At 61.4% G+C, this 23,298-nt stretch carries 20 protein-coding genes; 14 read left to right on the top strand and 6 right to left on the bottom strand.

The features are described from left to right. Positions 1-12: 12 nt before the first annotated feature. Positions 13-1,035, bottom strand: a complete 1,023-nt coding sequence (gene sohB / locus CKW21_RS14660; RefSeq protein WP_095194670.1) for a protease SohB — start codon at positions 1,033-1,035, stop codon at positions 13-15. A gap of 201 nt (positions 1,036-1,236) precedes the next feature. On the opposite strand from sohB, the gene CKW21_RS14655 reads away from it, so the two are divergent. The 6 genes from CKW21_RS14655 to CKW21_RS14630 all read left to right on the top strand — a co-directional run bounded on the left by CKW21_RS14655 (position 1,237) and on the right by CKW21_RS14630 (position 7,897). Beyond that, positions 1,237-1,947: a histidine phosphatase family protein gene (locus CKW21_RS14655; RefSeq protein ID WP_095194669.1), complete on the top strand. Its 711-nt coding sequence runs from the start codon at positions 1,237-1,239 to the stop codon at positions 1,945-1,947. Positions 1,948-2,010: 63 nt separating this feature from the next. Continuing rightward, positions 2,011-2,325, top strand: coding sequence for an SCP2 sterol-binding domain-containing protein (locus tag CKW21_RS14650; protein WP_008154977.1), 315 nt, complete (start codon positions 2,011-2,013; stop codon positions 2,323-2,325). A 293-nt stretch (positions 2,326-2,618) separates the two neighbouring features. Beyond that, positions 2,619-4,463 (top strand): amidohydrolase, encoded by a 1,845-nt coding sequence (locus CKW21_RS14645; protein WP_095194893.1) that lies wholly within the window; start codon positions 2,619-2,621, stop codon positions 4,461-4,463. Positions 4,464-4,693: 230 nt separating this feature from the next. Next, a complete protein-coding gene (locus tag CKW21_RS14640; RefSeq protein ID WP_095194668.1) occupies positions 4,694-5,557 on the top strand; it encodes a LysR family transcriptional regulator in 864 nt (287 codons plus the stop codon). Between the two features lie 106 nt (positions 5,558-5,663). After that, on the top strand, positions 5,664-6,809 hold the full coding sequence (locus CKW21_RS14635; protein WP_095194667.1) for an SRPBCC family protein: 1,146 nt from the start codon (positions 5,664-5,666) through the stop codon (positions 6,807-6,809). Continuing rightward, positions 6,806-7,897, top strand: coding sequence for an SMP-30/gluconolactonase/LRE family protein (locus tag CKW21_RS14630; protein WP_095194666.1), 1,092 nt, complete (start codon positions 6,806-6,808; stop codon positions 7,895-7,897). The genes CKW21_RS14635 and CKW21_RS14630 overlap by 4 nt, the downstream gene beginning before the upstream one ends. Before the next feature lie 250 nt (positions 7,898-8,147). Here the strand turns inward: CKW21_RS14630 and CKW21_RS14625 are convergent, their stop codons facing one another. Then, positions 8,148-8,381: a DUF465 domain-containing protein gene (locus CKW21_RS14625; protein ID WP_008059225.1), complete on the bottom strand. Its 234-nt coding sequence runs from the start codon at positions 8,379-8,381 to the stop codon at positions 8,148-8,150. Positions 8,382-8,589: 208 nt separating this feature from the next. Between CKW21_RS14625 and CKW21_RS14620 the strand changes: the two genes are divergently transcribed. Then, positions 8,590-9,111 (top strand): DUF4142 domain-containing protein, encoded by a 522-nt coding sequence (locus CKW21_RS14620; protein WP_095194665.1) that lies wholly within the window; start codon positions 8,590-8,592, stop codon positions 9,109-9,111. 177 nt (positions 9,112-9,288) lie between these two features. Here CKW21_RS14620 and CKW21_RS14615 read toward each other — a convergent pair whose 3' ends face one another. From CKW21_RS14615 to CKW21_RS14600, 4 genes are all read right to left on the bottom strand, one after another. After that, a complete protein-coding gene (locus CKW21_RS14615) occupies positions 9,289-9,477 on the bottom strand; it encodes a hypothetical protein (protein ID WP_095194664.1) in 189 nt (62 codons plus the stop codon). Between the two features lie 189 nt (positions 9,478-9,666). Next, positions 9,667-12,303: an excinuclease ABC subunit UvrA gene (locus CKW21_RS14610; RefSeq protein WP_095194663.1), complete on the bottom strand. Its 2,637-nt coding sequence runs from the start codon at positions 12,301-12,303 to the stop codon at positions 9,667-9,669. Positions 12,304-12,444: 141 nt separating this feature from the next. Next, on the bottom strand, positions 12,445-14,556 hold the full coding sequence (locus CKW21_RS14605) for a PAS domain-containing sensor histidine kinase (RefSeq protein WP_170948670.1): 2,112 nt from the start codon (positions 14,554-14,556) through the stop codon (positions 12,445-12,447). Positions 14,557-14,775: 219 nt separating this feature from the next. Continuing rightward, positions 14,776-15,465, bottom strand: coding sequence for a GntR family transcriptional regulator (locus tag CKW21_RS14600; protein ID WP_095194661.1), 690 nt, complete (start codon positions 15,463-15,465; stop codon positions 14,776-14,778). A 140-nt stretch (positions 15,466-15,605) separates the two neighbouring features. On the opposite strand from CKW21_RS14600, the gene CKW21_RS14595 reads away from it, so the two are divergent. From CKW21_RS14595 to CKW21_RS14565, 7 genes are all read left to right on the top strand, one after another. After that, positions 15,606-16,688 carry an ABC transporter ATP-binding protein gene (locus tag CKW21_RS14595; protein ID WP_095194660.1) on the top strand — a complete coding sequence of 361 codons (1,083 nt, stop codon included), beginning with the start codon at positions 15,606-15,608 and terminating at the stop codon, positions 16,686-16,688. A gap of 1 nt (position 16,689) precedes the next feature. Further along, positions 16,690-17,607 carry an ABC transporter permease gene (locus CKW21_RS14590; RefSeq protein ID WP_095194659.1) on the top strand — a complete coding sequence of 306 codons (918 nt, stop codon included), beginning with the start codon at positions 16,690-16,692 and terminating at the stop codon, positions 17,605-17,607. Further along, positions 17,604-18,392, top strand: a complete 789-nt coding sequence (locus tag CKW21_RS14585) for an ABC transporter permease (RefSeq protein ID WP_095194658.1) — start codon at positions 17,604-17,606, stop codon at positions 18,390-18,392. The genes CKW21_RS14590 and CKW21_RS14585 overlap by 4 nt, the downstream gene beginning before the upstream one ends. A gap of 18 nt (positions 18,393-18,410) precedes the next feature. After that, entirely contained in the window at positions 18,411-19,484 is a 1,074-nt protein-coding gene (locus CKW21_RS14580) for an extracellular solute-binding protein (RefSeq protein WP_256590228.1), read from the top strand. 122 nt (positions 19,485-19,606) lie between these two features. Beyond that, positions 19,607-20,803, top strand: coding sequence for an amidohydrolase family protein (locus CKW21_RS14575; protein ID WP_095194657.1), 1,197 nt, complete (start codon positions 19,607-19,609; stop codon positions 20,801-20,803). Then, entirely contained in the window at positions 20,800-22,287 is a 1,488-nt protein-coding gene (locus CKW21_RS14570; protein ID WP_095194656.1) for an amidohydrolase family protein, read from the top strand. Before CKW21_RS14575 ends, CKW21_RS14570 begins: the two co-directional genes overlap by 4 nt. A gap of 12 nt (positions 22,288-22,299) precedes the next feature. Continuing rightward, on the top strand, positions 22,300-22,962 hold the full coding sequence (locus CKW21_RS14565; RefSeq protein WP_095194891.1) for a flavin reductase family protein: 663 nt from the start codon (positions 22,300-22,302) through the stop codon (positions 22,960-22,962). Positions 22,963-23,298 lie beyond the last annotated feature (336 nt).

The following is a 23,298-nucleotide window of genomic DNA, read 5'->3' as shown; positions in this document are numbered from 1 at the left end:
CTTGATATGGCTTTACCAGAAACGCTGCTGGGTCAATCGGCTCCACCAACTCAACAGCACGCGGTCCACTGAACCGCTGGCCGCCATGCCGATGCGTTCCTGCAGGCTTTTGCGTTCGGCGTAGTGCAGGTGATAAAGCTCCGACTGTTTGGCACGTTCGGCCAGGTATTCGTCGCTGGTCTTGAGTTCATCGACCAGTTGCTTGTCCAGCGCCGCGACACCCAGCCAGATTTCCCCGGTGGCCACTTCGTCGATGGCCAGTTGCGGGCGGTAGCGGGAAACGAAGTTCTTGAACAGTTGATGGGTAATGTCCAGGTCCTGCTGGAATTTCTCCCGCCCCTTCTCGGTATTTTCGCCGAACACCGTCAAGGTGCGTTTGTACTCACCAGCGGTCAGCACTTCGAAGTCGATGTCGTGTTTCTTCAGCAGGCGATTGATGTTGGGCAACTGCGCCACCACACCGATCGAGCCGAGGATTGCAAACGGGGCGCTGATGATCTTCTCGCCGATGCACGCCATCATGTAGCCGCCGCTGGCCGCGACCTTGTCGATGCACACGGTCAACGGGATGCCGGCCTGACGGATACGCGCCAGTTGCGAGGAGGCCAGGCCGTAGCTGTGGACCATGCCGCCGCCGCTTTCCAGGCGCAGCACCACTTCATCCTTGGGTGTGGCCAGGGTCAGCAGCGCGGTGATTTCGTGACGCAGGCTTTCCGTGGCCGAGGCCTTGATGTCGCCGTCGAAATCCAGCACGAACACCCGGGGTTTGGCTTCGGGCTTTTTCTTCTGCTTCTTCTCGGTTTTAGCCTGGGACTTGCGCAAGGCCTTGAGTTGGTCCTTGTCGAGCAAGGTTTGCTCCAGCCGATCGCGCAGCCCTTTGTAGAAATCATTGAGCTTGCTGACCTGCAGCTGGCCGGCCGACTTGCGTCGACCTTTGCTGCGCAAGGCCGCGAAACTGGCCAGGACCACCAGAATGGCGATCACCAGGGTCACGGTCTTGGCCAGAAAAACGGCGTATTCGGACAAAAACTCCACAGGGACTCCTTAAACGTTGCGCGGCATGGAAGCGCGCGGGATACCTTCAGCATACCCATGCGCCGCCCTTGCGGCCAGCCATGAAACCTCTGGCAACAGGCCTGTAACAGGCATTTCAAACAAGCGTATGTTTTTTCATTGACAGCTCACCGCCATCCTCATAACCTCGCCAAACCTTCAACGTACCGGGACGACGCGGACGTGGGCAGCATCTACTTGATTCGACATGGCCAGGCCTCCTTTGGTGCAGACGACTACGACGTCCTGTCGCCCATCGGTGTTCGCCAGGCGGAAATCCTCGGCCAGCACCTGGCCGAACTCGGTATCAGCTTCGATCGCTGCCTGGCGGGCGACTTGCGCCGCCAGCAACATACGGCCAACAGCGCGCTGGAACAATTCGCCGCCGTGGGCCTGCCGGTACCGATCCTGGAAACCGATTCGGCGTTCAACGAGTTCGACGCCGACGCGGTGATCCGCGCGCTGCTGCCGGCGATGCTGCCGGACGAACCCGAAGCCCTGAACATCCTGCGCAACGCCGCGCAAAACCGCGCCGAGTTCCAGCGTATCTTCGCCCTGATCATCGAGCGCTGGCTGGCCGGCACCTACGACACACCGGAGCTGGAAAGCTGGCTGGGGTTTGTCGAGCGGGTCCGGGCCGGTCTTCACAGAATTCTTGAAAGCGCCGACAACACCCAGAAAATCGCGGTGTTCACCTCCGGCGGCACCATCACCGCCCTGCTCCACCTCATTACGCAAATGCCTGCCAGGCAGGCCTTTGAATTGAACTGGCAAATCGTCAACACCTCGCTCAACCACCTGAAGTTCCGTGGTCGCGAGGTGGCCCTGGCTTCCTTCAACAGTCATGCGCACCTGCAACTGCTGAAGGCCCCGGAACTCATCACGTTTCGCTGAGTCCGGACTATTGTGACCCTGGCTGTAATCACCCAGCTCTAATTACCAAAAAAGGATCAAACCATGACCTCCGTAGCTGATGCCGTACAAGCAATGAAAGCCAAGTTCAACCCAGCCGCTGCTGCCGGTCTGGACCTGGTCTTCGGTTTCCGCATCGACGACACCAAGAACTTCTCGCTGATCGTCAAGGACAGCACCTGCGAGCTGCAAGAAGGCGAGAACCCGGACGCCCAAGTGACCCTGGTGATGGACGGCGAAACCCTGGAAGGCATCGTCAGCGGCGAAACCGACGGCATGCAGGCTTTCATGGGCGGCAAGCTGCGCGCTGAAGGCGACATGATGCTGGCCATGAAACTGTCCGAGCTGTTCCCGGCCTAAGACTGCGGCTCCCTGCTTCGGGAGTCTCGCTGGCTGCACACGAATCCCGCCCCTTGTGGCGGGATTCGTCGTTTTCGGCACCTGAAAACCGCCCGCCACGGATTTGCCGTCTATATTCCTTCTGGCCGCCTGGGTCAGCCAGCGGCTGTTTGTCCTCGACTCAAGTTGCGGAGAGCACCGGCATGAGCCCATCTGACGACCACAACGGTTTGAACCGCCGCCACGTACTGCAAGGCTTGTCCGCGGGCGCCATCGGTGCCTGGATCAGTCCGCTGTTCGCAGGCAGTAAAACGATGCCGGAAACGCCCGCCGACCTCATCCTGTACAACGGACGACTGCACACCGTCGACCGCAAGAAACCCCAGGCCAGTGCCGTCGCGATCAAGGACGGGCGTTTCGTGGTGGTGGGCAGCGATGCCCAGGCCATGGCCGTGCAAGGACCTGCTACACAAGTCATCGACCTGCACGGACGCACGGTGATTCCTGGCCTCAACGACTCGCACTTGCACCTGATCCGTGGTGGCCTCAATTACAACCTCGAACTGCGTTGGGAAGGCGTGCCCTCGCTGGCCGATGCACTGCGCATGCTCAAGGAGCAGGCCGACCGTACCCCGACGCCGCAATGGGTGCGGGTTGTCGGTGGCTGGAACGAGTTCCAGTTCGCCGAGAAACGCCTGCCCACCCTTGACGAACTGAACAAGGCCGCCCCCGACACCCCGGTGTTTATCCTGCACCTCTACGACCGCGCCCTGCTCAACCGCGCAGCCTTGAAGGTGGTGGGCTATACCCGCGACACGCCGAACCCGCCCGGCGGCGAAATCCAGCGCGATGCCAATGGTGACCCCACCGGCCTGCTGATCGCCCGCCCCAATGCGATGATTCTCTACTCGACCCTGGCCAAGGGGCCGAAGCTGCCGCTGGAGCACCAGGTCAACTCGACGCGCCAGTTCATGCGCGAACTCAATCGCCTGGGGGTCACCAGTGCGATCGATGCCGGCGGCGGCTATCAGAACTACCCCGACGACTATCAAGTCATCCAGCAACTGGCCCAGGACCAACAGCTCACAGTGCGCATCGCCTACAACCTGTTCACCCAGAAACCCAAGGAAGAACTGGCGGATTTCCGCAACTGGACCGGCAGCGTCAAGTTGCATCAGGGCGATGACTTCCTGCGCCACAACGGTGCCGGGGAAATGCTGGTGTTCTCCGCCGCCGACTTCGAAGACTTCCTCGAACCGCGCCCGGACCTGCCGTCCGGCATGGAGCAGGACCTGGAACCGGTGGTGCGCCATTTGGTGGAGCAGCGCTGGCCGTTCCGCTTGCACGCGACCTACAACGAATCCATCAGTCGCATGCTCGACGTGTTCGAGAAGGTCAATCGCGACATCCCCTTTGCTGGATTGCCCTGGTTTTTCGACCACGCCGAAACCATCTCCCCTCGCAACATCGAGCGGGTCAAAGCCCTGGGCGGTGGCATCGCGATTCAGGATCGCATGGCCTTCCAGGGCGAATACTTCGTCGAGCGCTATGGCGCCAAGGCCGCCGAACACACGCCGCCGATTGCCCGCATGCTGGCCGAGGGCGTGCCGGTGGGCGCCGGCACCGACGCCACGCGGGTGTCGAGTTACAACCCCTGGACGTCACTGTACTGGCTGGTCAGCGGGCGCACCGTCGGCGGTCTGGAGCTGTACCCACAAGGCTTGAGCCGCGATACCGCACTGGAAATCTTCACCCACGGCAGCGCCTGGTTCTCCTCCGAGCAAGGCAAGAAAGGCCAGATCAAGGTCGGGCAACTGGCGGATCTCATTGCACTGTCGGCGGACTACTTCCACATCGAGGACAACGGGATCAAGGACATCGAAGCGGTACTGACCATCGTCGACGGCAAGATTGTCTACGGCAGCGCCGAGTTTGAAAAACTCGGGCCACCGCCTATCCCGGTGGTGCCGGAGTGGTCGCCGGTGGCCAAGGTGCCGGGGCACTGGAGAGCAACGCCGCTGACGGCACAGGTTCATCAGTGCGTCGGGGCCTGTGCGGTGCATGCGCACAGTCATGAGCGGGCGCGATTGTCGAATGCGCCGGTCAGTGATTTTCGAGAGTTCTGGGGAGCGTTTGGCTGTTCGTGCTTTGCGTTTTGAATTCCGGGTCAGCGAAAAAACCTGTGGTTAGGGGGGATACCTGTGGCGAGGGGATTCATCCCCGTTCGGCTGCGAAGCAGCCGTAAATTCAGGCGACGCGGTCTGCCTGATGAGTGTCGGGGGCCGCTGCGCGACCCAACGGGGATGAATCCCCTCGCCACAGTTAAATCCCCTCGCCACAGGGTAAGCGGTGTTCTTACAATGCGGGCACCTCCCACACCGGCCACCCCATGGACATCGACCTCGCCCGCACCTTTCTGGAAATCGTCCGCCACGGCAGCCTTGCCGCGGCTGCCGAGAAGCTTCACGTCACTCAGACCGCGATCACCGCGCGGGTTCAGAAACTCGAAAGCCAGCTGGGCAGCACCCTGTTTGTGCGCAATCGTGCCGGGGCGCGCCTGACACCCAACGGCGAAGCCTTCGTGGTGTACGCCAATCAACTGGTGGAAACCTGGGAAGCCGCGCGCCGGGACCTGCCGCTGCCCGAGGGATACCACGACGTGCTGCACATCGGTGGCGAGGTCAGTCTGTGCAATCCGTTGATGCTCAGTTGGGCCGGCGAACTGCGGGAAAAAATCCCCAGCCATGCGCTGCGCATGGAGATCCGCGACGGTGAAAACCTGCTGCGCCAACTGGAACTCGGGGTGCTGGATGCGGCACTGGTCTATCAGCCCGAATACTGGCCGCGCCTGCAAGTCGAGCAGATTCTGGAAGAGAAACTCATCCTCGTGCGCCAACCCGGACGCGCCGATCCCTATGTGTACATCGATTGGGGTCAGGATTTCCGTCGCCAGCACGATGCCGCCCTGCCGGAAAAAGCCAAGGCGGCCCTGAGCTTCAACCTGGGCCCGCTGGCTTTGCAGTACATCCTCGAAAATGGCGGCAGCGGCTACTTCCGCACCCGCGTCGTGCAGAGTTATCTGGAAAGCGGCGTGCTGGAGCAAGTGCCCAAGGCCCCGGAGTTCAGTTACCCGACGTACCTGGTCTACTCCCGCGACCGCGATTCGGAAACCCTGCAACGGGCCTTCGATCTGCTGCGCGAAGTCATCAAGATCGATGACGACTGGTCGCAACGCTGGAACCCGCTGACCTGAGTCCGGTTTGCACCGGATCATGGCCGTTGTGTCCTCAAGGTTCATCCAACCAAAACGCCGGGATCGACTAATCTGCTGGAGATAACAATAACGACAGGTGATTGCAGTGAGGCAGACCACCGAAGCATTCCGCAGCCGTTACCGCGCCAACATTCACCCGCTCTACAACCCGTGGCTGCATGGCGCCTTCGTGCTGCTGTTCGGCATTTTGGCCATTGCGGCATTCTGGAGCACCGTGCACCGGGTGCAACCGCTGGCGTGGCTGGCGGTGCCACTGACCTTGTTGCTCTTCAACCTGGGTGTGTACCTGGTGCATCGACACCTGGGCCATCACAAAAAAGCCTTCGCGCGGATGTTCTACGCGCGCCATGCCGGCGACCATCACAGTTTTTTCGCACCCGGGTACATGACCTACGACAGCGCCCGCGACTGGCGGGTGATTCTGTTTCCGGCCTGGTTGATCGTCTTGCACACGCTGGTCATCACCTTGCCGATCTGGTGGCTGCTCAAGCAGTTCGATGCCAACGTCGCCGGGCTGGTCGCAGGCTGCCTGGTCCTCGGCTACCTGGCCTATGAGGTGTTTCACGCCTGCGAACACCTGCCGCCGCACAATCCGTTGACGCGCCTGCCGTGGATCCGCCAGATGCGGCGCCTGCACGAATTGCATCACCGCCGCGAAATGATGCAGGAGCGCAATTTCAACATCGTTTTCCCGCTGATGGATTATCTGTTCGGCACCCTCTACTGGGAGCCGGAGCAGGCCACCCCGTACCCGACGAGAACGCCCATGACGCGCATGAAGCATCAGATCGAGATTGCTGGAAATCCCATCGACGTACTCGCCTACGCCAGTTCCGTAACCCGTTGGCCGGAGTGGCATCCGTCATCGCTCAAGATCAACGGACAGCGAGGCCCCCTGCATGCCGGCGCGCGGTTCGAAGAGGACATCCGGGCCGGCGGGCGTGACGGGCATCTGAGCTGGGTGGTGGACGAGTACCTGCCGGGGCGGCGCTGGATTGCCCAGGCCCAGGGCGACCACGGTCTGTCTTTGATACTGACCTATGAGTGTGAAGCCAAGGGCGACGGCACGCTGTTTATCCGCACGCTTGAGTATCAGTTCAACGGCCTGGGGATGCGCGTCGCCAACAAACTGCTGCTCAGGCGCCGGATCGATCGTGAGTCGGCGGCGTCGATGCTGGCACTGCGCGAAATGGCGCAAAAACACCTGGCGCAGTGCGGAGTCAACGCGTGAGGCGACGGATCAGATTTCACCACTGCCTGTTGCTGGTGATCATTGCCATTGGCGCGTTCCTGCTGCTGATGCCGACCAAAGTGCAACCGGTGGCCTGGACGCCGCAGCCCGCGCCGTCTCTCAGCAGCGGCGTCTATGCCGATAATCACCGTCTCAAGGGCGTGGAGCGGGTCGGCGCCGCGAACATCGACGGCCCGGAGGCGCTGCTGCTGGAAGGCGATGCGCTGATCACCGGTTTGCATGACGGTCGGCTGATCCGCACCAGTCTCGACGGCAAGGTCACCAAAGTCCTGGCCGATACCGGGGGCCGGCCCCTGGGACTGGCTCGGCACCCCAATGGTTTGCTGGTGATCGCCGACGCGGTCAAGGGCTTGCTGTCGCTGGATGCCCAGGGTCGCCTGGTGGCAATGACCACGACAGCCGCCGGCGTACCCTTCGGTTTCACCGATGACGTGGCCATCGACAAATCCGGGCACTACGCCTATTTCAGCGACGCCTCCAGCCGCTTCGGCTACGGCGAGGACGGCGAGGCCATCATCGAGCACGGTGGTGACGGACGCTTGTTGCGTTATGACTTCCAGACAGGCAAGACCACAGTCTTGCTGGACAAGCTGGAGTTTGCCAATGGCGTCACCCTGGGGCCGGACGATGCCTTTGTGCTGGTCAACGAAACCGGCGCCTATCGCATCAGTCGTTACTGGCTGAGCGGCCCCAAGGCCGGCACCCACGATCTGTTCATCGACAACCTGCCGGGGCTGCCGGATAACCTGGCATTCAATGGCCGCGACCGTTTCTGGGTGGCGTTGTACGCGCCGCGCAACGCACTGCTCGATGCCACGGCGGCGCATCCGTTCGTGCGCAAGATGATCGTGCGGGCCATGACGATCCTTCCCAAACCGGTAGAGAAACGCGCGTTTGCCCTGGGCCTGGACATCGAGGGCAAGGTGATCGCCAACCTGCAGGATGGCAGCAGCGGCAATTACTCGCCGGTTACCACGGTACGTGAGTATGGGGAGTGGTTGTATTTCGGCTCGCTGAAGGCGAAGAACATGGTGCGGTTGCCATTGAGTACCGCCTTGGAGAAATAACCCGGATAACCCTGTGGGAGCGAGCCTGCTCGCGAAGAGGGTGTGTCAGTCGACACAGATGTATCTGACACGCCGTCTTCGCGAGCAGGCTCGCTCCCACAGGGATTGTTGGTTTTTTTCGCGGGGTATTTTTGCTTCATGTGGCACCTCGCATGGAGCCCGATGTTCGGACTCTGAACACTCGAGGTGCCGGTTTTAATCGCCGTTCCAACGGTTCAATCACCGGTCGTCGGTGACTCATTACGCTGAATCAGGACGACGACTGGAGTTGTTTGACGATCTTGTCCTTGACCTCCAGGCGCTTCGCCTTGAGCTTGGTCACCGCGTCATCGCTGGATTTGGCTTCCTCTGCCTCCACCACAGCTTTATCCGCCTGGGAATACTTGTTGATCAGTGAATCCAGTAACGGATCCTCGGCGCGTTTCTTCTGGATTTCTTCCTTTGTGCGTTTCAGATCCTGAAAAAGGTCGTGGGGCACCGGCATGGAACACCTCCGTTTGTTAATCGGTAGCAAACGCGACTGATTGCGTTCGCCAACTATCAGAATGGCCTTGGTTGGCCGGTTCTGTCGACCATCTGTCTGACCAGCGGTGTCCGTTCGTCGCCCTGTATCAAAAACGATAAAACCTTTGCCCGGGCGCCAGCCTCCACAGGTTAACGATCACCTCGATCACTTGTGTGGAGAAGCACCTATGGACGGATTCAACTTGCGCCACCTCGCTCTGGCCGTTGCCTTGAGTACCAGCATCGGCACGGCATTCGCAGCCACCTCCAACGACTTTGTCGACAAGGCCGCCGCCGGTGGTATCGCGGAAATCGAAACCAGCCGCCTGGCGCTGGAAAAGAGCCAATCGGCAGACATCAAGGCATTCGCCAACATGATGATCACCGACCATGGCAAGGCCAACGATGAACTGGCGACCATCGCGAAAAAGAATGACATCGAAGTGCCAGACGACACGACGCTGGTAAAGCAGGCCAAGGAAAAAATCCTCGACATGCGTGACGAGTCCTTCGACGCGGCCTACGCCAACAATCAGGTCAAGGCCCACGAAGACGCCATTGAGCTGTTCGAGAAGCAAGCCAACACGGTGACGGATGACAGAACCAAAGGCGCTACCGAGCTGAAAGGCTTTGCGCAGAAAATGTTGCCTGGGCTGGAAAAACATCTGGATATGGCGAAAAAACTCCAGGCTGCCCATCCGGGCAAATAATGGAGCTGTGATCCTTGTGGCGAGCGAGCTTGCTCGCGCTGGGCTGCGCAGAGCAGCCCCAAAAATCTGACAACCTTTGCGATCTCAGTGCGATTTTTGTGAGTGCTGCGCACTCAAGCGGGAGCAAGCTCCCTCGCCACATATTTTGTGTCTGCCTGCCAGTTTTATGTCCGCCACCTAGCCACCATCCGTGTCGATATCGGCATCCGTGTCATCGCTGGGCTTGGGTCGATCCGGGTTGGGCTTGAAGCCCGGACTGAATTCATTGTCGTTATCGGTATGGCGGTTTTTCTGGTCAACCGCCGTATCACCGCTCTGTGGCTCCGGGGTGCTTTGCGGGGGTTCGCCAAGATTTTTCTCTTTCATAAGAACCTCGTTCATCACTGCAAGTACGCGGCCGAAACACTCGGGCCTTGTAGTTTCGAAGTCACGACGCGGTCAACGTTCCCTTCATCAGCCTCCTACCGGACAATTGTGAACGCCAAAGACCCATTGTGGGAGCGAGCCGGCTCCGGGCGGCGATCCGACGAAGAGGCCAGCAGATTCACCGCCCATTCAAGCCAAGCCCAAAGTCCTGGCAAGGAACGGCGCCGTCCGGCTCTTTTTGCTCTTGGCCACTTTCTGCGGTGCGCCCGCCACGACAATCTTGCCCCCCTGATCCCCAGCCCCTGGACCAATATCGATCACCCAGTCACTCTGCGCCACCACGCGCATTTCATGTTCGACAACGATCACCGTGTGCCCCGCCTCCACCAGGTTGTTCAACTGTTCAAGCAAGCGATCGACGTCCCGCGGGTGCAACCCGGTGGTGGGTTCATCGAGCACGTACAGCGTCGCCCCGCGCTGATTGCGTTGCAGCTCGGTGGCCAGCTTGATGCGCTGGGCTTCGCCGCCGGACAGCTCCGTCGCCGGTTGGCCGAGACGCAGGTAACCCAGGCCGATATCGCGCAGTACCTCCAACGAACGACGCACGGCTGCTTGCTCGGCGAAGACCTCGACCGCCTGGTCCACGGTCAGTTGCAGTACCTGGGCAATGTTGCGCCCCTGCCAGGTGATTGCCAGGGTTTCTGGGTTGTAGCGGGCGCCGTGGCAGGTCGGGCATGGTGCATAGACACTGGGCATGAACAGCAACTCGACGCTGACAAAACCCTCGCCTTCGCAGGTCGGGCAGCGGCCCTTGGCGACGTTGAAGGAAAACTGCCCGGCGTCATAACCCGCCGCCTGGGCCTCGGGCGTGGCGGCGTAGAGCTTGCGCACGTTGTCGAACAGCCCGGTGTAGGTTGCCAGGTTGGAGCGCGGGGTGCGGCCGATGGGTTTCTGGTCGACTTGCACCAGACGTTTGATCGACGCCAGTCCCGCCGTCACCTGGCCACCGCTGACTTGCGGCGCATCGTCTTCCAGGCTCGGCTCTTGCGAGTCGGTGTCAGTGGACGGGCGACCGAGGTGCGCGCCAACCAGCTCCAGCAAGGCCTGGCTGACCAGGCTGGATTTGCCCGAACCCGAAACCCCGGTCACCGCGGTAAAACACCCCAGCGGAAACTCGACGTCGAGGTTGTTCAGGTTATTGCGGGTGATGCCTTCCAGACGCAGCCAATCGCTTGGCTTGCGCAAGGTTCGGGATGTGGCGATGTGTCCGGCGAATAGATAAGCGCGGGTTTGTGAATCAGTGACATCGGCCAGCCCCATGGGTGCGCCGCTGTACAGCACCCGACCGCCATGCTCACCCGCCGCCGGTCCGACATCGATCAACCAGTCGGCGCGGCGCATGGTTTCCAGGTCGTGTTCGACCACGAACAAGGTGTTGCCGGCGGCTTTCAAGCGTTGCAGGGCCTCGAACAACGCCTCGCCATCGGCCGGGTGCAAGCCGGCCGATGGTTCGTCCAGCACGTAGATCACACCGAACAACTGCGAGCCCAACTGTGTTGCCAGGCGCAGGCGCTGCAATTCGCCGGACGACAGTGTCGGGGTGCTGCGCTCCAGTGCCAGGTAACCGAGGCCGAGGTCAGTCAATGTGCTGACCCTTTCCAGCAGGTCCTGGGCGATCCGTTGCGCGGCCAGGCGTTTTTCCACCGACAGGTTCGGCGTGTGCCGTACATCCGGCGCATTGGCGTGACCACTGGCGCCGTGGGCGACGCGCTGTTCTCGGGCTTCGCGGGTCTGGCGGTGGGTCAGCACCTCACCCGCCTCCTCGCCCTCCTGCAGATAATGCTCGGCGGCCACCGGCCTGAGTACGTCGGCCACTTGCAGCAATGGCATCTGCGACAACTCACCGATGTCGTAGCCGGCGAAGGTCACCGACAAGGCCTCGCGCTTGAGGCGTTTGCCGTCGCACAACGGGCAAGGGCTGCCGAGCATGAATTGCGAGACGCGCTTCTTCATCAGCGCACTTTGCGAATGGGTGAAGGTGTGCAGGATGTAGCGCCGTGCGCCGGTGAAGGTGCCTTGGTAACTCGGCTCCATCTTGCGCTTGAGGGCGACCCGGGTTTCTTCCGGGGTGAGCCCGGCATACACCGGCACCGTCGGGGTTTCTTCAGTGAAGAGAATCCAGTCGCGCTGTTTTTTCGGCAGTTCACGCCAAGGGATATCGACGTCGTAGCCCATGGTCACGAGGATGTCCCGCAGGTTCTGGCCCTGCCAGGCCAATGGCCAGGAAGCGACCGCACGCTGGCGAATGCTCAGGCTCGGGTCCGGTACCATCAGCGCTTCGGTGACTTCATACACCCGACCCAGGCCATGGCATTCGGCGCAGGCGCCCTGGGGTGTGTTCGGCGAAAAGTCTTCGGCGTACAGCATCGGCTGCCCCGCCGGATAACTGCCGGCGCGCGAATACAGCATGCGGATCAGGCTCGACAGGGTCGTGACGCTGCCCACCGAAGAACGCGTACTCGGCGTACCCCGTTGTTGCTGCAAGGCCACTGCCGGCGGCAAGCCTTCGATGGAGTCGACATCCGGCACCCCGACCTGATCGATCAGGCGCCGCGCATAAGGCGCCACAGATTCGAAATAACGCCGTTGCGCCTCGGCGTACAGGGTCGAAAACGCCAGGGAAGACTTCCCCGAACCCGACACCCCGGTGAACACCACCAGGGCATCGCGGGGGATATCGACATCGATGTTCTTGAGGTTGTGTTCCCGGGCGCCGCGCACCCTGACCATGCCTGAGGGGGGAGTTGAGGTGCGCGTTGAAATCATCGGGTCGCCTTACATAAATTACTGAAAAAACACCATTCCCCTGTGGGAGCGAGCCTGCTCGCGAATGCGATCTGTCATTCAACATAGATGTTGCCTGACACTCCGCTTTCGCGAGCAGGCTCGCTCCCACAATGGGTTTTCTTAACCGTTGAGGACGGTGCGGATCATCTGGGTCAGCGCTTGTGGGCTGTAGGGCTTGCTCAGCAAATGGGTGTCGGGGCTGAGTTGGTGGTTGCGCGAGATAATGTCACGGGTGTGACCGGAGGTGAACAGTACGGCCAAAGGTGGGTTCTGCACTTTCGCCCACGCCGCCAGGTCAGAGCTCTTGATCAGGCCGGGCATGACCACGTCGGTGAAGATCAGGTCCACCACCACGCCCTCCAGCAACATCTGCATGGCGACGTCGGCATTGGCCGCCGTCAGCACCTGATAACCCTCTTCGCGCAGCAACTCCACCGTCGAAGTGCGCACGGCTTCATTGTCCTCGACCACCAGAATCCGTTCGTGCCCACCCCGTTGCGGAATATCAAGGACTGCTGCCTCACTGTCCGCTGTACGCAGGCTGCGCGGGAAATACAGCTGCACCCGGGTGCCCTCCCCGACGGTGCTGGACATCTCGACATGCCCACCGCTCTGCTTGACGAAACCGAACACCATGCTCAGGCCCAGCCCCGTGCCCTGGCCGTCGGGCTTGGTGGTGAAAAACGGTTCGAAGGCTTGTGCCAGCACTTGCGGCGGCATGCCGGAGCCGGTATCGGCCACCGTCACACGCACATAGTCGCCGGCGACGATCCCCTTGCCCGCGCAGAACGTGCGGTCGAGGGTGACGTTGTCGGCGCTCAACTCAATGATCCCCTCACCCTTCATCGCGTCCCGGGCATTGATCGCGAGGTTGAGGATGGTGTTTTCCAGTTGATTGCGATCGACAAACACTGCCCAGGGATCTTCGGCAGCGCTCATCTGGATCTGCAGGGTTTCCCCCAGGGCACGCTGCAACAGCTCGCCCAGGCCGTCGAAAATCTGCTGCGGCGTGCAAATCGCCGGGGACAGCGGCTGGCGCCGTGCGAAGGCGAGCAATTGCGAAGACAGTTTGGCGCCGCGCTCCACGGCAGCAATCGATGCCGCCACACGGCGCTGCACGTTGGCATTGCCCGGCTCATGACGCGCCAGCAAGTGCAGGTTACCGGCGATCACTTGCAACAGGTTGTTGAAATCGTGGGCCACGCCACCGGTCAAGCCGCCGATGGCTTCGAGTTTCTGTGACTGACGCAGTTGCTCTTCCGCCGCCAGCCGCGCGTCGACTTCGTCGGCTACGCGCTGCTCCAGATTACGGGTGAACCTGAGCAGGGACTCTTCGGCAGTCTTGCGTTCATGGATGTCAATCAATACCCCGGGGAACCGAAACGGTTCGCCCTGCTCATCAAACTCGCAGCAACCGCTGGCGAGCACCCACAGGTAAGTGCCATCGGGGCGCAGCACCCGGTATTCGGCGTTAAAGGGTGCGGCGGTTTCCATGGACTGTTTGACTTGCTCCTGAACCCAGCTGCGATCATCGGGATGGATGCGCGCTTCGGCGATGTCCTGGGGCAGGTTGTCCAGGGCTTGCCCGGCAGGATAGGAAAAGGTGCGGGCAAAGCGTTCATCGCCGCTCAGCACGTCAGCCTTGATGTCCCAGACAAACGAGCCAAGCAAGGCTCCGGCATTGAGTGCCAGGCGCACCCGTTCGTTGTCGGCGCGATAAGCATTTTCGGCGGCCTGGCGCAGGCGTTCGGAAATCACGAATTCGGTGGTTTCGACCACCATTGCCATGACGCCTGCAGGGCAGCCGTCATCGTTGGCGACCGGGCTGTAATACAGATCCAGCCAGACGTCTTCGGGCACTCCATCGCGCAGCAGCACCAGCACTTTGTTACGGTAGGACAAGGTGCCGCCGGCGAGGCAGGTATCGACCACATGCCGGTTGAAATCGGCGACTTCCGGCCAGCCCAGCTCCACCGGCGAACCCAACAGGTAGGGATGGCGCCCGCCGGCAAATTTCGAATAGGCGTCGTTGTAGATCATGTAGCCGGGCCGGCCCCAAAGCATCACCATCGGCAGCGGCGAGGCGAGCATCAGCTGTACCGTGCTGTTCAGGCTCCTGGGCCAGGTTTCGATGGCGCCAAGCTCGGTGTGGCTCCAATCGAACGCACGAATGCGCCCGGCCATTTCGCCGCTCCAGCCGGCACACCCGTGGCTATCGTCTAGAAACTGCATTGGCTGGCTCTGTATCCGGTGACTGCACCCGTTTGTTTCGAGCATCGCGGATGCCAATGGTTTCATAGAGGTATAGCTGATTCTCGCGGGACCCATGGCCACCGCAGATCCCGGTGGGAGCGAGCCTGCTCGCGAAGGGGCCGGCACATTCAACATCTATGGCGACTGACACTCCGCCTTCGCGAGCAGGCTCGCTCCCACAAGTTGCTAGCCGTGCGGCTACACCTCAATCAAATGCTTGAGCGGGTTGTAGCTGGTTTTCAAGGTGGCAGCGACATCGAGAATCGCTTTCTCAATGCCATTCAAGTGCATGCAAGTCAGTTCGATCGCCGCGCTCTGGTTGCCCGCTTCGATGTATTCGATCAAGCGCAAATGTTCGTCGTCGCGACAGGCTTCGTGGCTGTCGTCATCCAGGGCGGCGGCGTACAGCGAAGCCCGGGAAATCAGTTTCTGGAACCAGTCCAGCAATACCGGATTGTTCAAGCTGCGGGCGAGTTTGATGTGGAACTCACCGAGCAGATGAATCAACCGCTCATGGTCGCCGCTTTGGTGCGCTTCGTCCTCCAGCAACAGGTGATCGCGCAAGTCCTGGGTCACGGCGGTATCTCGCCGACGGCACAACTCGCTGACAATGCCGATCTCGACCAGGCGCCGGGTTTCGAACAGCGAACGGATCTCTTCGTCGCTGGGCAACGAGACCGACGCACCTTTATTGGGCTCGGTGGTGACCAGGCCATCGGCTTCCAGTTGCTTGAGCGCGGCACGAACCGACGTGCGGCTGACATTGAAAAGTTCAGCCAGCGAGGCCTCGCCGAGCTTCATGCCGGGCCGCAGGGTGCGCTTGCTGATCGCCTCGTAAACCCCTTGGTAGACGCGGTCGACCGTGGTTTCCAGTTTCTTTTCCGCCATTCGATGACTCCTTGAGCGCTATGCGACCGGTCCCAGGCGAATGAACAGCCTTGAAAAAGGGGGTTGCACGAGCAGGTTAATCCGGGTATCTCTAAATTGCATCCAGATTTTGCATACAATAATTAGAGGAATGCACCATTATGGGTCATCCAGTTGCAATTGAAGTGCGTAACGTCTCCAAGCGATATTCCGACGATCCCGGCCTGGCACCGGCCCTCGATCATGTATCGGTCGATATTGCCGACAACGAGTTCTTCACCCTGCTTGGCCCCTCCGGCTGTGGCAAAACCACCCTGCTGCGCACCATCGCCGGCTTCGAGCACGTCAGCGACGGTGAAATCCGCCTCGCTGGCGAACCCGTCAACGACTTGCCGCCGTTCAAGCGGCGGGTCAACACAGTGTTCCAGAGTTACGCGTTGTTTCCGCACATGAGTGTTGCGCAGAATATCGCCTTCGGCCTCGAGATGCAGGGTCTTGATCGCAAGCTGATCCCGCAGCGGGTCGATGAAATGCTGGCGCTGGTGCAAATGCAGCACCTGGCCCGACGCAAACCGGCAGAACTGTCCGGCGGCCAGCAGCAACGGGTGGCTCTGGCCCGGGCCTTGGCGCCGAAACCCAAAGTGTTGCTGCTCGACGAACCACTGTCGGCGCTGGACCTCAAGCTGCGCAAGGAAATGCAGGTTGAGCTCAAGCGTGTGCAAAAGGAAGCGGGCATCACCTTCATTTTTGTCACCCACGATCAGGAAGAAGCCCTGACCCTGTCCGATCGCATTGCCGTGATGTCCGCCGGCAAGATCCTGCAGATCGGTACGCCCAACGACATCTACGAACGGCCGCAGCATCAATTCGTCGCCCAGTTCATTGGTGACATCAACTTCCTGCCCGGGCACCTCAAACGCGGGCAAAACAACGAACACCTGTTCGTGCCCAGCGGTATGCCGGTGGAAATCCCCTGCCCGGCCCAAGGCATCGACGGCAAGGTGCAGCTGGCGTTCCGCCCGGAACGTTCGCAACTGGTGGACCCGGCGCAACCGCATCACCTGCGCGGGGTGATCGAGGCCGTGCTGTACGTCGGCACCGCAACCCTCTACCAGTGCCGCTTGAACAACGACATCAAGGTCATGCTGCGTGAAAACAACGAAGGCCTGAACCGCAGCCGTGGCGTCGGTGATCGCGTGGCGGTCAACCTGCCGCCTCACGCCTGCCTGTTGATGGAGGCCTGAGATGAGCGTCAGCAGCACTTCTCCCGCCCTTAACCGCGCGCTGTTGCTCAGCCCGGTGGTTCTGACCCTGCTGGCCCTGATCGCCATTCCGCTGGGCATCATGGGCTATATCAGCCTGCTGCCGCGCAACGTCTACGGTGGCGTCGACTGGCAGGCCGACTGGCAATTGCAAAGCTACGTGCAGTTGTTTTTCCAGGAAGGTTTCGACGGTGAGCTTGAGCTCAATTGGGTCTACGCCCAGGCACTGTTGCGCTCGGTGTTCCAGGCCGGTGGTACCACGGTGCTGTGTTTCCTGTTCGGCTTTCCGGTGGCGCTGTGGATGTCGAGCCTGACACCCCGTCGACGCAACCTGATGGTTCTGCTGATCACCATCCCCTTCTGGACCAACCTGCTGATCCGCAATTACGCCTGGCTGATCATCCTGCGCGAACAGGGCTGGGTCGCCCAGAGCCTCAATGCGCTGTTCCCCAGCGCCGGCGGCATCACCCTGCTCTACAACGACTTCGCCGTCAGCGTCGGGCTGGTCTACAGCTTCCTGCCGTTCATGATTCTGCCGATCTACTCGACCCTTGAAAAACTCGACTGGCGTCTGGTGGAAGCGGCCTATGACCTGGGCGCCAACCGCTGGCATGCGCTGCGGCGGATCATCCTGCCGCTGTCGATGCCGGGAGTGATTGCCGGTTCCCTGCTGGTATTCGTGCCCAGCCTCGGCGCCTTCATCACGCCGGCAATTCTCGGCGGCGGCAAGACCCTGATGATCGGCAATCTGATCCAGCAACAGTTCGGCACCGCGCGCAACTGGCCGCTGGGCAGTTCTCTGTCGTTCCTGCTGCTGGGGATTCTGCTGCTGTCCCTGGTGCTGTATGCCCTCTACAGCCGCAGTGCCGCCAACACTCTTCGTCGGGGAGCCACCGCATGATCGCCCTGCACCTGAAAAAACTGCCGATAACCCGGGAAGTCAGCCTGCTGATCCTGGCCTACCTGTACCTGCCGATCTTCGTGCTGATCGCCTACAGCTTCAACGCCAACCGCTCGGCGACGGTATGGACCGAGTTTTCGTTCGACTGGTATGGACGCATCCTGGCCAACCCGTCGATCCAGACCGCCGCGCTGAACTCGATCATCGTCGCCGGTATCGCCACAGTGTGCGCCACGGCGATTGCCTTGCTCGCGGCACTGGCAACTTACCGGCCGTTCTACGGGCAGAAGATGGTCGAAGGCGGGATCAACCTGCCGCTGATCCTGCCGGAAATCGTCACCGCCGTCGCCACCCTGCTGCTGTTCATGGCGCTGGGGATCAAGCTCGGTTTGCTGACGGTGATCGTCGCCCATATCGGCTTCTGCATTCCCTTCGCCTACCTGCCGATCCGCGCGCGGCTCAATGACCTGGACAAGAGTCTGCTGGAAGCGGCGAACGATCTGTACGCCAATCCCTGGCAGGTGTTCCGGCGGGTGACGCTGCCGCTGTTGTGGCCGGCGGTGCTGTCCGGTTCGGTGCTGGCGTTCGTGGTCAGCCTGGACGATTTCATCATGACCTTCTTCGTCGCCGGCCCCGGTTCCACGACCCTGCCGGTGTACATCTTCTCGGCGATCAAGGCCGGCGTGACGCCGGAGATCAATGCGATCTCGACCCTGATGCTGGTGATTTCCATCGTGCTGGTGGTGCTGGCCTTCTGGCTGGGACAGCGCGGTAAAAACCAATAAACCCTGGAGCCCGCTGTTATGAATAAAAAGCCCATGAAAAAGAACATCAAAAACATGTGTTTCGCCGTCACCGGTCTGGCCCTGAGTTGCTTCACCGCCATCAGCGCCCAGGCCGCCGAGCCCAAGCAACTGTTCTTCTACAACTGGACCGATTATTACCCGGTGGACCTGCTGGCCAAGTTCGAGAAGGAGACCGGCATCAAGGTCACCATGGACGGCTACGACAGCAACGAAACCCTGCTGGCCAAGTTGCAGGCCGGTGGCGCCGCCTATGACGTGATCGTGCCGTCGCAGTCGATCATGCGCACCCTGATCAACCAGAACCTGTTGCTGGAAATCGACGCGCCGACCCTGCCCAACTTCCAGTACGTGAAGCCGGCGTTCCGCGACCCGAGCTTCGACCCCGGCCGCAAATTCTCGGCACCGTACCTGTGGGGCACCACCGGGTTCTCCTATGACAGCGCGCGGGTGCCCGGCGGCAAGCTCGATGACTCGTGGAAAGAGTTCTTCGAGCCGCGCAAGGAACTGCAAGGCCAACTCGCCGCCCTCGACACGTCCAGCAGCGTGATCAACGCCGCCAGCCATTACCTGAACGTCGACGAATGCACGGAAAACCCGCAGGACGCCAAGCGCATTCTGGAACTGCTGCAAAAGCAGAAACCGTTCCTGAAGATGTACAGCTCGGACAACACCGTCGACCGCATGGCCTCCGGTGAGGTGATCATGATGCAGAACTGGAACGGTTCTACCGCGCGGGCCACCTTGCAGAAGAGCACCATCAAGTACGTGTATCCGAAAGAAGGCCTGGCGATGTTCCAGGACAACTTCGCCGTACCGAAAAGCGCACCGCACCCCGGCAACGCGAAAATCTTCATCGACTGGATGATGAAACCGGAAAACGCCGCGGCCGTGTCCAACGCCATCGCCTACGCCAACGGCATCCAGAGCGACAAGCTGATCGATGCCAAATGGCGGGTCATGGACGCCATCAACATGCCCGACGAGTTCGCCTCGCGCCTGCGTCCTGAAAAGGAATGCAGCAACAAGGCGCGGGAACTGCAGGACCGGATCTGGGCGAAGCTCAAGGGCTGATCTGAAACCCAGTCGCGGCCTTCGCGAGCAGGCTCGCTCCCACATTTGAAATGCATTCCCCTGTGGGAGCGAGCCTGCTCGCGAAGAGGCCCTCCCACACAACACCGAATTTGAGGTACGCAATGACTCCCCCCCGCTGGCTACGCAACGTGCGCCCCTACGGCGCCGCCGCCGAAGACCTGCTGATCGAAAACGGCCGCTTCACCCAGCGTCGCCCGGCCTCGACCAGCGAACTGCTCGCCACCGACATCGACGGCCAGAACCAATTGCTCACCGCAGCCCTGGTGGAAAGCCACGTGCACCTGGACAAAACCCTCTGGGGCCAGCCCTGGCGTCCGAACAGTGCCGGTCCGAACCTCAAGGACTACATCGCCAACGAGCGTCGTGTACTGCGCGAAGTCGAAGCCCCCATTGCACAACGGGCCGGCGCCCTGCTGGAGAACTGCATCGCCCGTGGTTCGCTGACCCTGCGTTGCCACGTCGACATTGACCCGGAATTCGGCCTGCGCCATGTCGAGGCCATGCAGCAACTGCGTGAAAAATACCGCGACTTGATCGACCTGCAACTGGTGGTCTTCCCGCAAACCGGCCTGATCAGTCGCCCCGGCACCGCCGAGCTGATGTGCGAAGCCATGGCGTTGGGCGTGGAGAACGTCGGCGGCCTCGACCCCTGCGGCATCGACAACGACCCCATCGCGCAACTGGACTTCGTGTTCAAACTGGCCAGCGAATTCGACCGTGGCGTCGACATTCACCTGCACGACAAGGGCGAGTTGGGCCTGTGGCAGATCAAACTGATCGCCGACTACACCGAGCGCTTCGGGCTTCAGGACCGGGTGATGATCAGCCATGCCTACTGCCTCGGCATGTTGCCGTGGAGCCAGGTCAAACCGGTGGCCGGACGCCTGGCGACACTGGGGATTTCGTTGATGAGTTCGGCGCCGGCCGATTGTGCGGTACCCCCATTCCTCGCCCTGCGCGAAGCCGGGGTGAATGTGTGCCTGGGCTCGGACGGTATTCGCGACGCCTGGTCGCCCATGGGCAACGGCGACATGCTGGAGCGGGCGATGTTGCTGGCGTTCCGTTTCGACTTGAACAAGGACGAGGAACTGGCGGCGGCGTTCGACGCAGCGACTGTGAATGGTGCCCGGGCCCTGGGCTGTGATGGATATGGCGTGGAAATCGGCCGGCCTGCGGACTTTCTGCTGATGCCGGTACAGACCCTGGGTGAAGCCGTGGTGTCGCGCCCCCTGCGTCAGGTTTATCGCGGCGGGCAGTTGATCGCTTCGGGTGGCCGTTTGCTGGACAGCCGTTTGTGAAGCGCATCGGCCTCAAAAGCAGCTGCGTGGTCGGCTTCGACGGCACCAAACACGTGCTCTGGCGCAACGGTGAGGTGGTGTTCGAAGGCGCGCACATTGTGTTTGTCGGCCGCGATTACCCGGGACCGGTGGATCAGTGGATCGACTACGGCAACGCGTTGATCGGCCCCGGTTTCATTGACCTCGATGCTTTGGGCGATCTCGATTCCACGGTGTTGACCCTGGACAACGGCGACGAGCGCGATATGGGCCGGATGTGGTCCGCCGAATACCTGGCGCGTGGCCCCCGGGAGAGCTACAGCCCGGACGAAGAAGTCTTCAAGTACCGCTACGCCTTCACGCAGCTGATCCGCAACGGCATCACAACGGCCATGCCGATTACCTCGATGTATTACCGCGAATGGGCGGAAACCTATGACGAGTTTGCAGCAGTGGCCGGTGTAGCCGCCGAACTGGGGCTGCGCACTTACCTCGGCCCCTGCTACATGAGTGGCATGAGTTACTGGCAAGCCGACGGCACGCTGGCCCACCACTGGGACGAAGCCCGGGGCATGGCCGGACTCGACGCGGCGCAACGGTTTTTCAGGGATTTCGACGGCACGAATGACGGCCTGATCCGCGGTGCGCTGCTGCCGGACCGCATCCAGACCTGCACACCGGCGCTGTTACTGCGCACCGCTGCGCTGAGCCGGGAACTCAATGCGCCGATGCGTCTGCATTGCTGCCAGGGCCTTGGCGAAGTGGCGATGGTCGAGCAATTGCGCGGTGCGTCACCGTTGGGCTGGTTGCAGCAACTTGACCTGCTGACCCCGCGCAGCCTGCTGCCCCACGGCATTTACACCCGTGGCGATGATGACCTGCAAAGGGTGGTGGACGGCGGCGCCAGCCTGGTGCATTGCCCGGTGGTGTTCGCCCGGGACGGCGAGGCATTGGACTCGTTCGGTCGCTATCGGGCCAAGGGCATCAACTTCGCCCTGGGCACCGACACCTGGCCGGCGGATTTGCTGGACAACATGCGCCAGGGCTTGAACATCGCGCGACTGATGGAGGGCGGCAACACGCTGACCAGCACCCTCGATCTGTACAACGCCGCCACCCTCGGCGGTGCCAGGGCCCTGGGCCGCGATGACCTTGGGCGACTGGCGCCGGGAGCAAAGGCCGACATCACCGTGTTCAACCTGCGTGGCCTGCACCTGGGGCCGCTGTTCGATCCCTTGAAAAACCTGATGCTGGCCGGGCGCGGTGACGACTGCATCGCCAGTTGGATCGACGGCCGCTGTGTGATGCAGGACGGTCAGGTCAACGGAGTCGACTACCCCGCCCTGCAGCGCCAGGCCCAACGACAATTCGAAAAACTGATGCGCAGTCACAGCGACCGGGCCTTCGGCCAACCGGACTGGAAAACCCTGTTCCAACCGGCCATTCCCTTCGCCGACGACTACAGCGCACAGGCGCCGCTGAGTGCCATTGATCCACTTCCTTAGAGAATGCCGCCCATGCAAAGCTTCGATTTCAGCACCCTGAGTGCGCGGGACAAATACAAGATTCTGATCGGCAGCGTGGTGCCACGACCTATTGCCCTGGTCACCACTGTCGACGGCGAAGGCCGCGTCAATGCCGCGCCGTTCAGCTTCTTTAATGCGCTCTCGGCCGATCCGCCGATCCTCGCGTTGGGCGTGGAGAACTACGGTGATCAGAGCCCCAAGGACACCACGCGCAACATCCAGCTCAACCAGGAATTCACCGTCAACATCGTCAGCGATGCCCTGGTGGAAGCAATGAATGTCTGCGCCGTGCCCTTCGCCCCCGGTTTCGACGAGCTGACCGCCGCCGGCCTCACCGCCATTCCCGGCACCACGGTCAAATGCCCGCGCATCGGCGAAGCCCCGGTGGCACTGGAATGCCGGCGAATGATGGCGCTGTCCATCGGCCAGTCGCGGGAGATCATCTTTGGCGAAGTGCTGATGGCCCATGTGCGGGACGAACTGATCGACCCGAAAACCCTGTACATCGATCAACTGGGGCTCGATGCGATTGGGCGCATGGGTGGCCATGGCTATGCGCGTACCCGGGATTATTTCGATTTGCCGACCCGGTCGTTGCAGGCGTGGACGGATGCACCGGGGGGTGGGGAACGGTTTTGGCCGGTGGGTAAATAGTCCGCGGTTGCACAATACCTGTGGGAGCGGGCCTGCTCGCGAAGGCGGTCTGTCAGTTGACATCAATACTGAATGTGCCGGCCCCTTCGCGAGCAGGCTCGCTCCCACACTGATTGCGGGATCAATGAAAAATCCCGGCTGCGCACGGTGGGGAACGGTTTTGGCCGGTGGGTAAATAGTCCGCGGTTGCACAATACCTGTGGGAGCGAGCCTGCTCGCGAAGGCGGTCTGTCAGTTGACATCAATACTGAATGTGCCGGCCCCTTCGCGAGCAGGCTCGCTCCCACACTGATTGCGGGATCAATGAAAAATCCCGGCTGCGCACGGTGGGGAACG

Source organism: Pseudomonas sp. Irchel 3A7, from assembly GCF_900187565.1.
Lineage (GTDB): Bacteria > Pseudomonadota > Gammaproteobacteria > Pseudomonadales > Pseudomonadaceae > Aquipseudomonas.
Note: the sequence above shows the minus strand (reverse complement) of the source record. Positions and strands in the feature narration are given on the sequence as shown.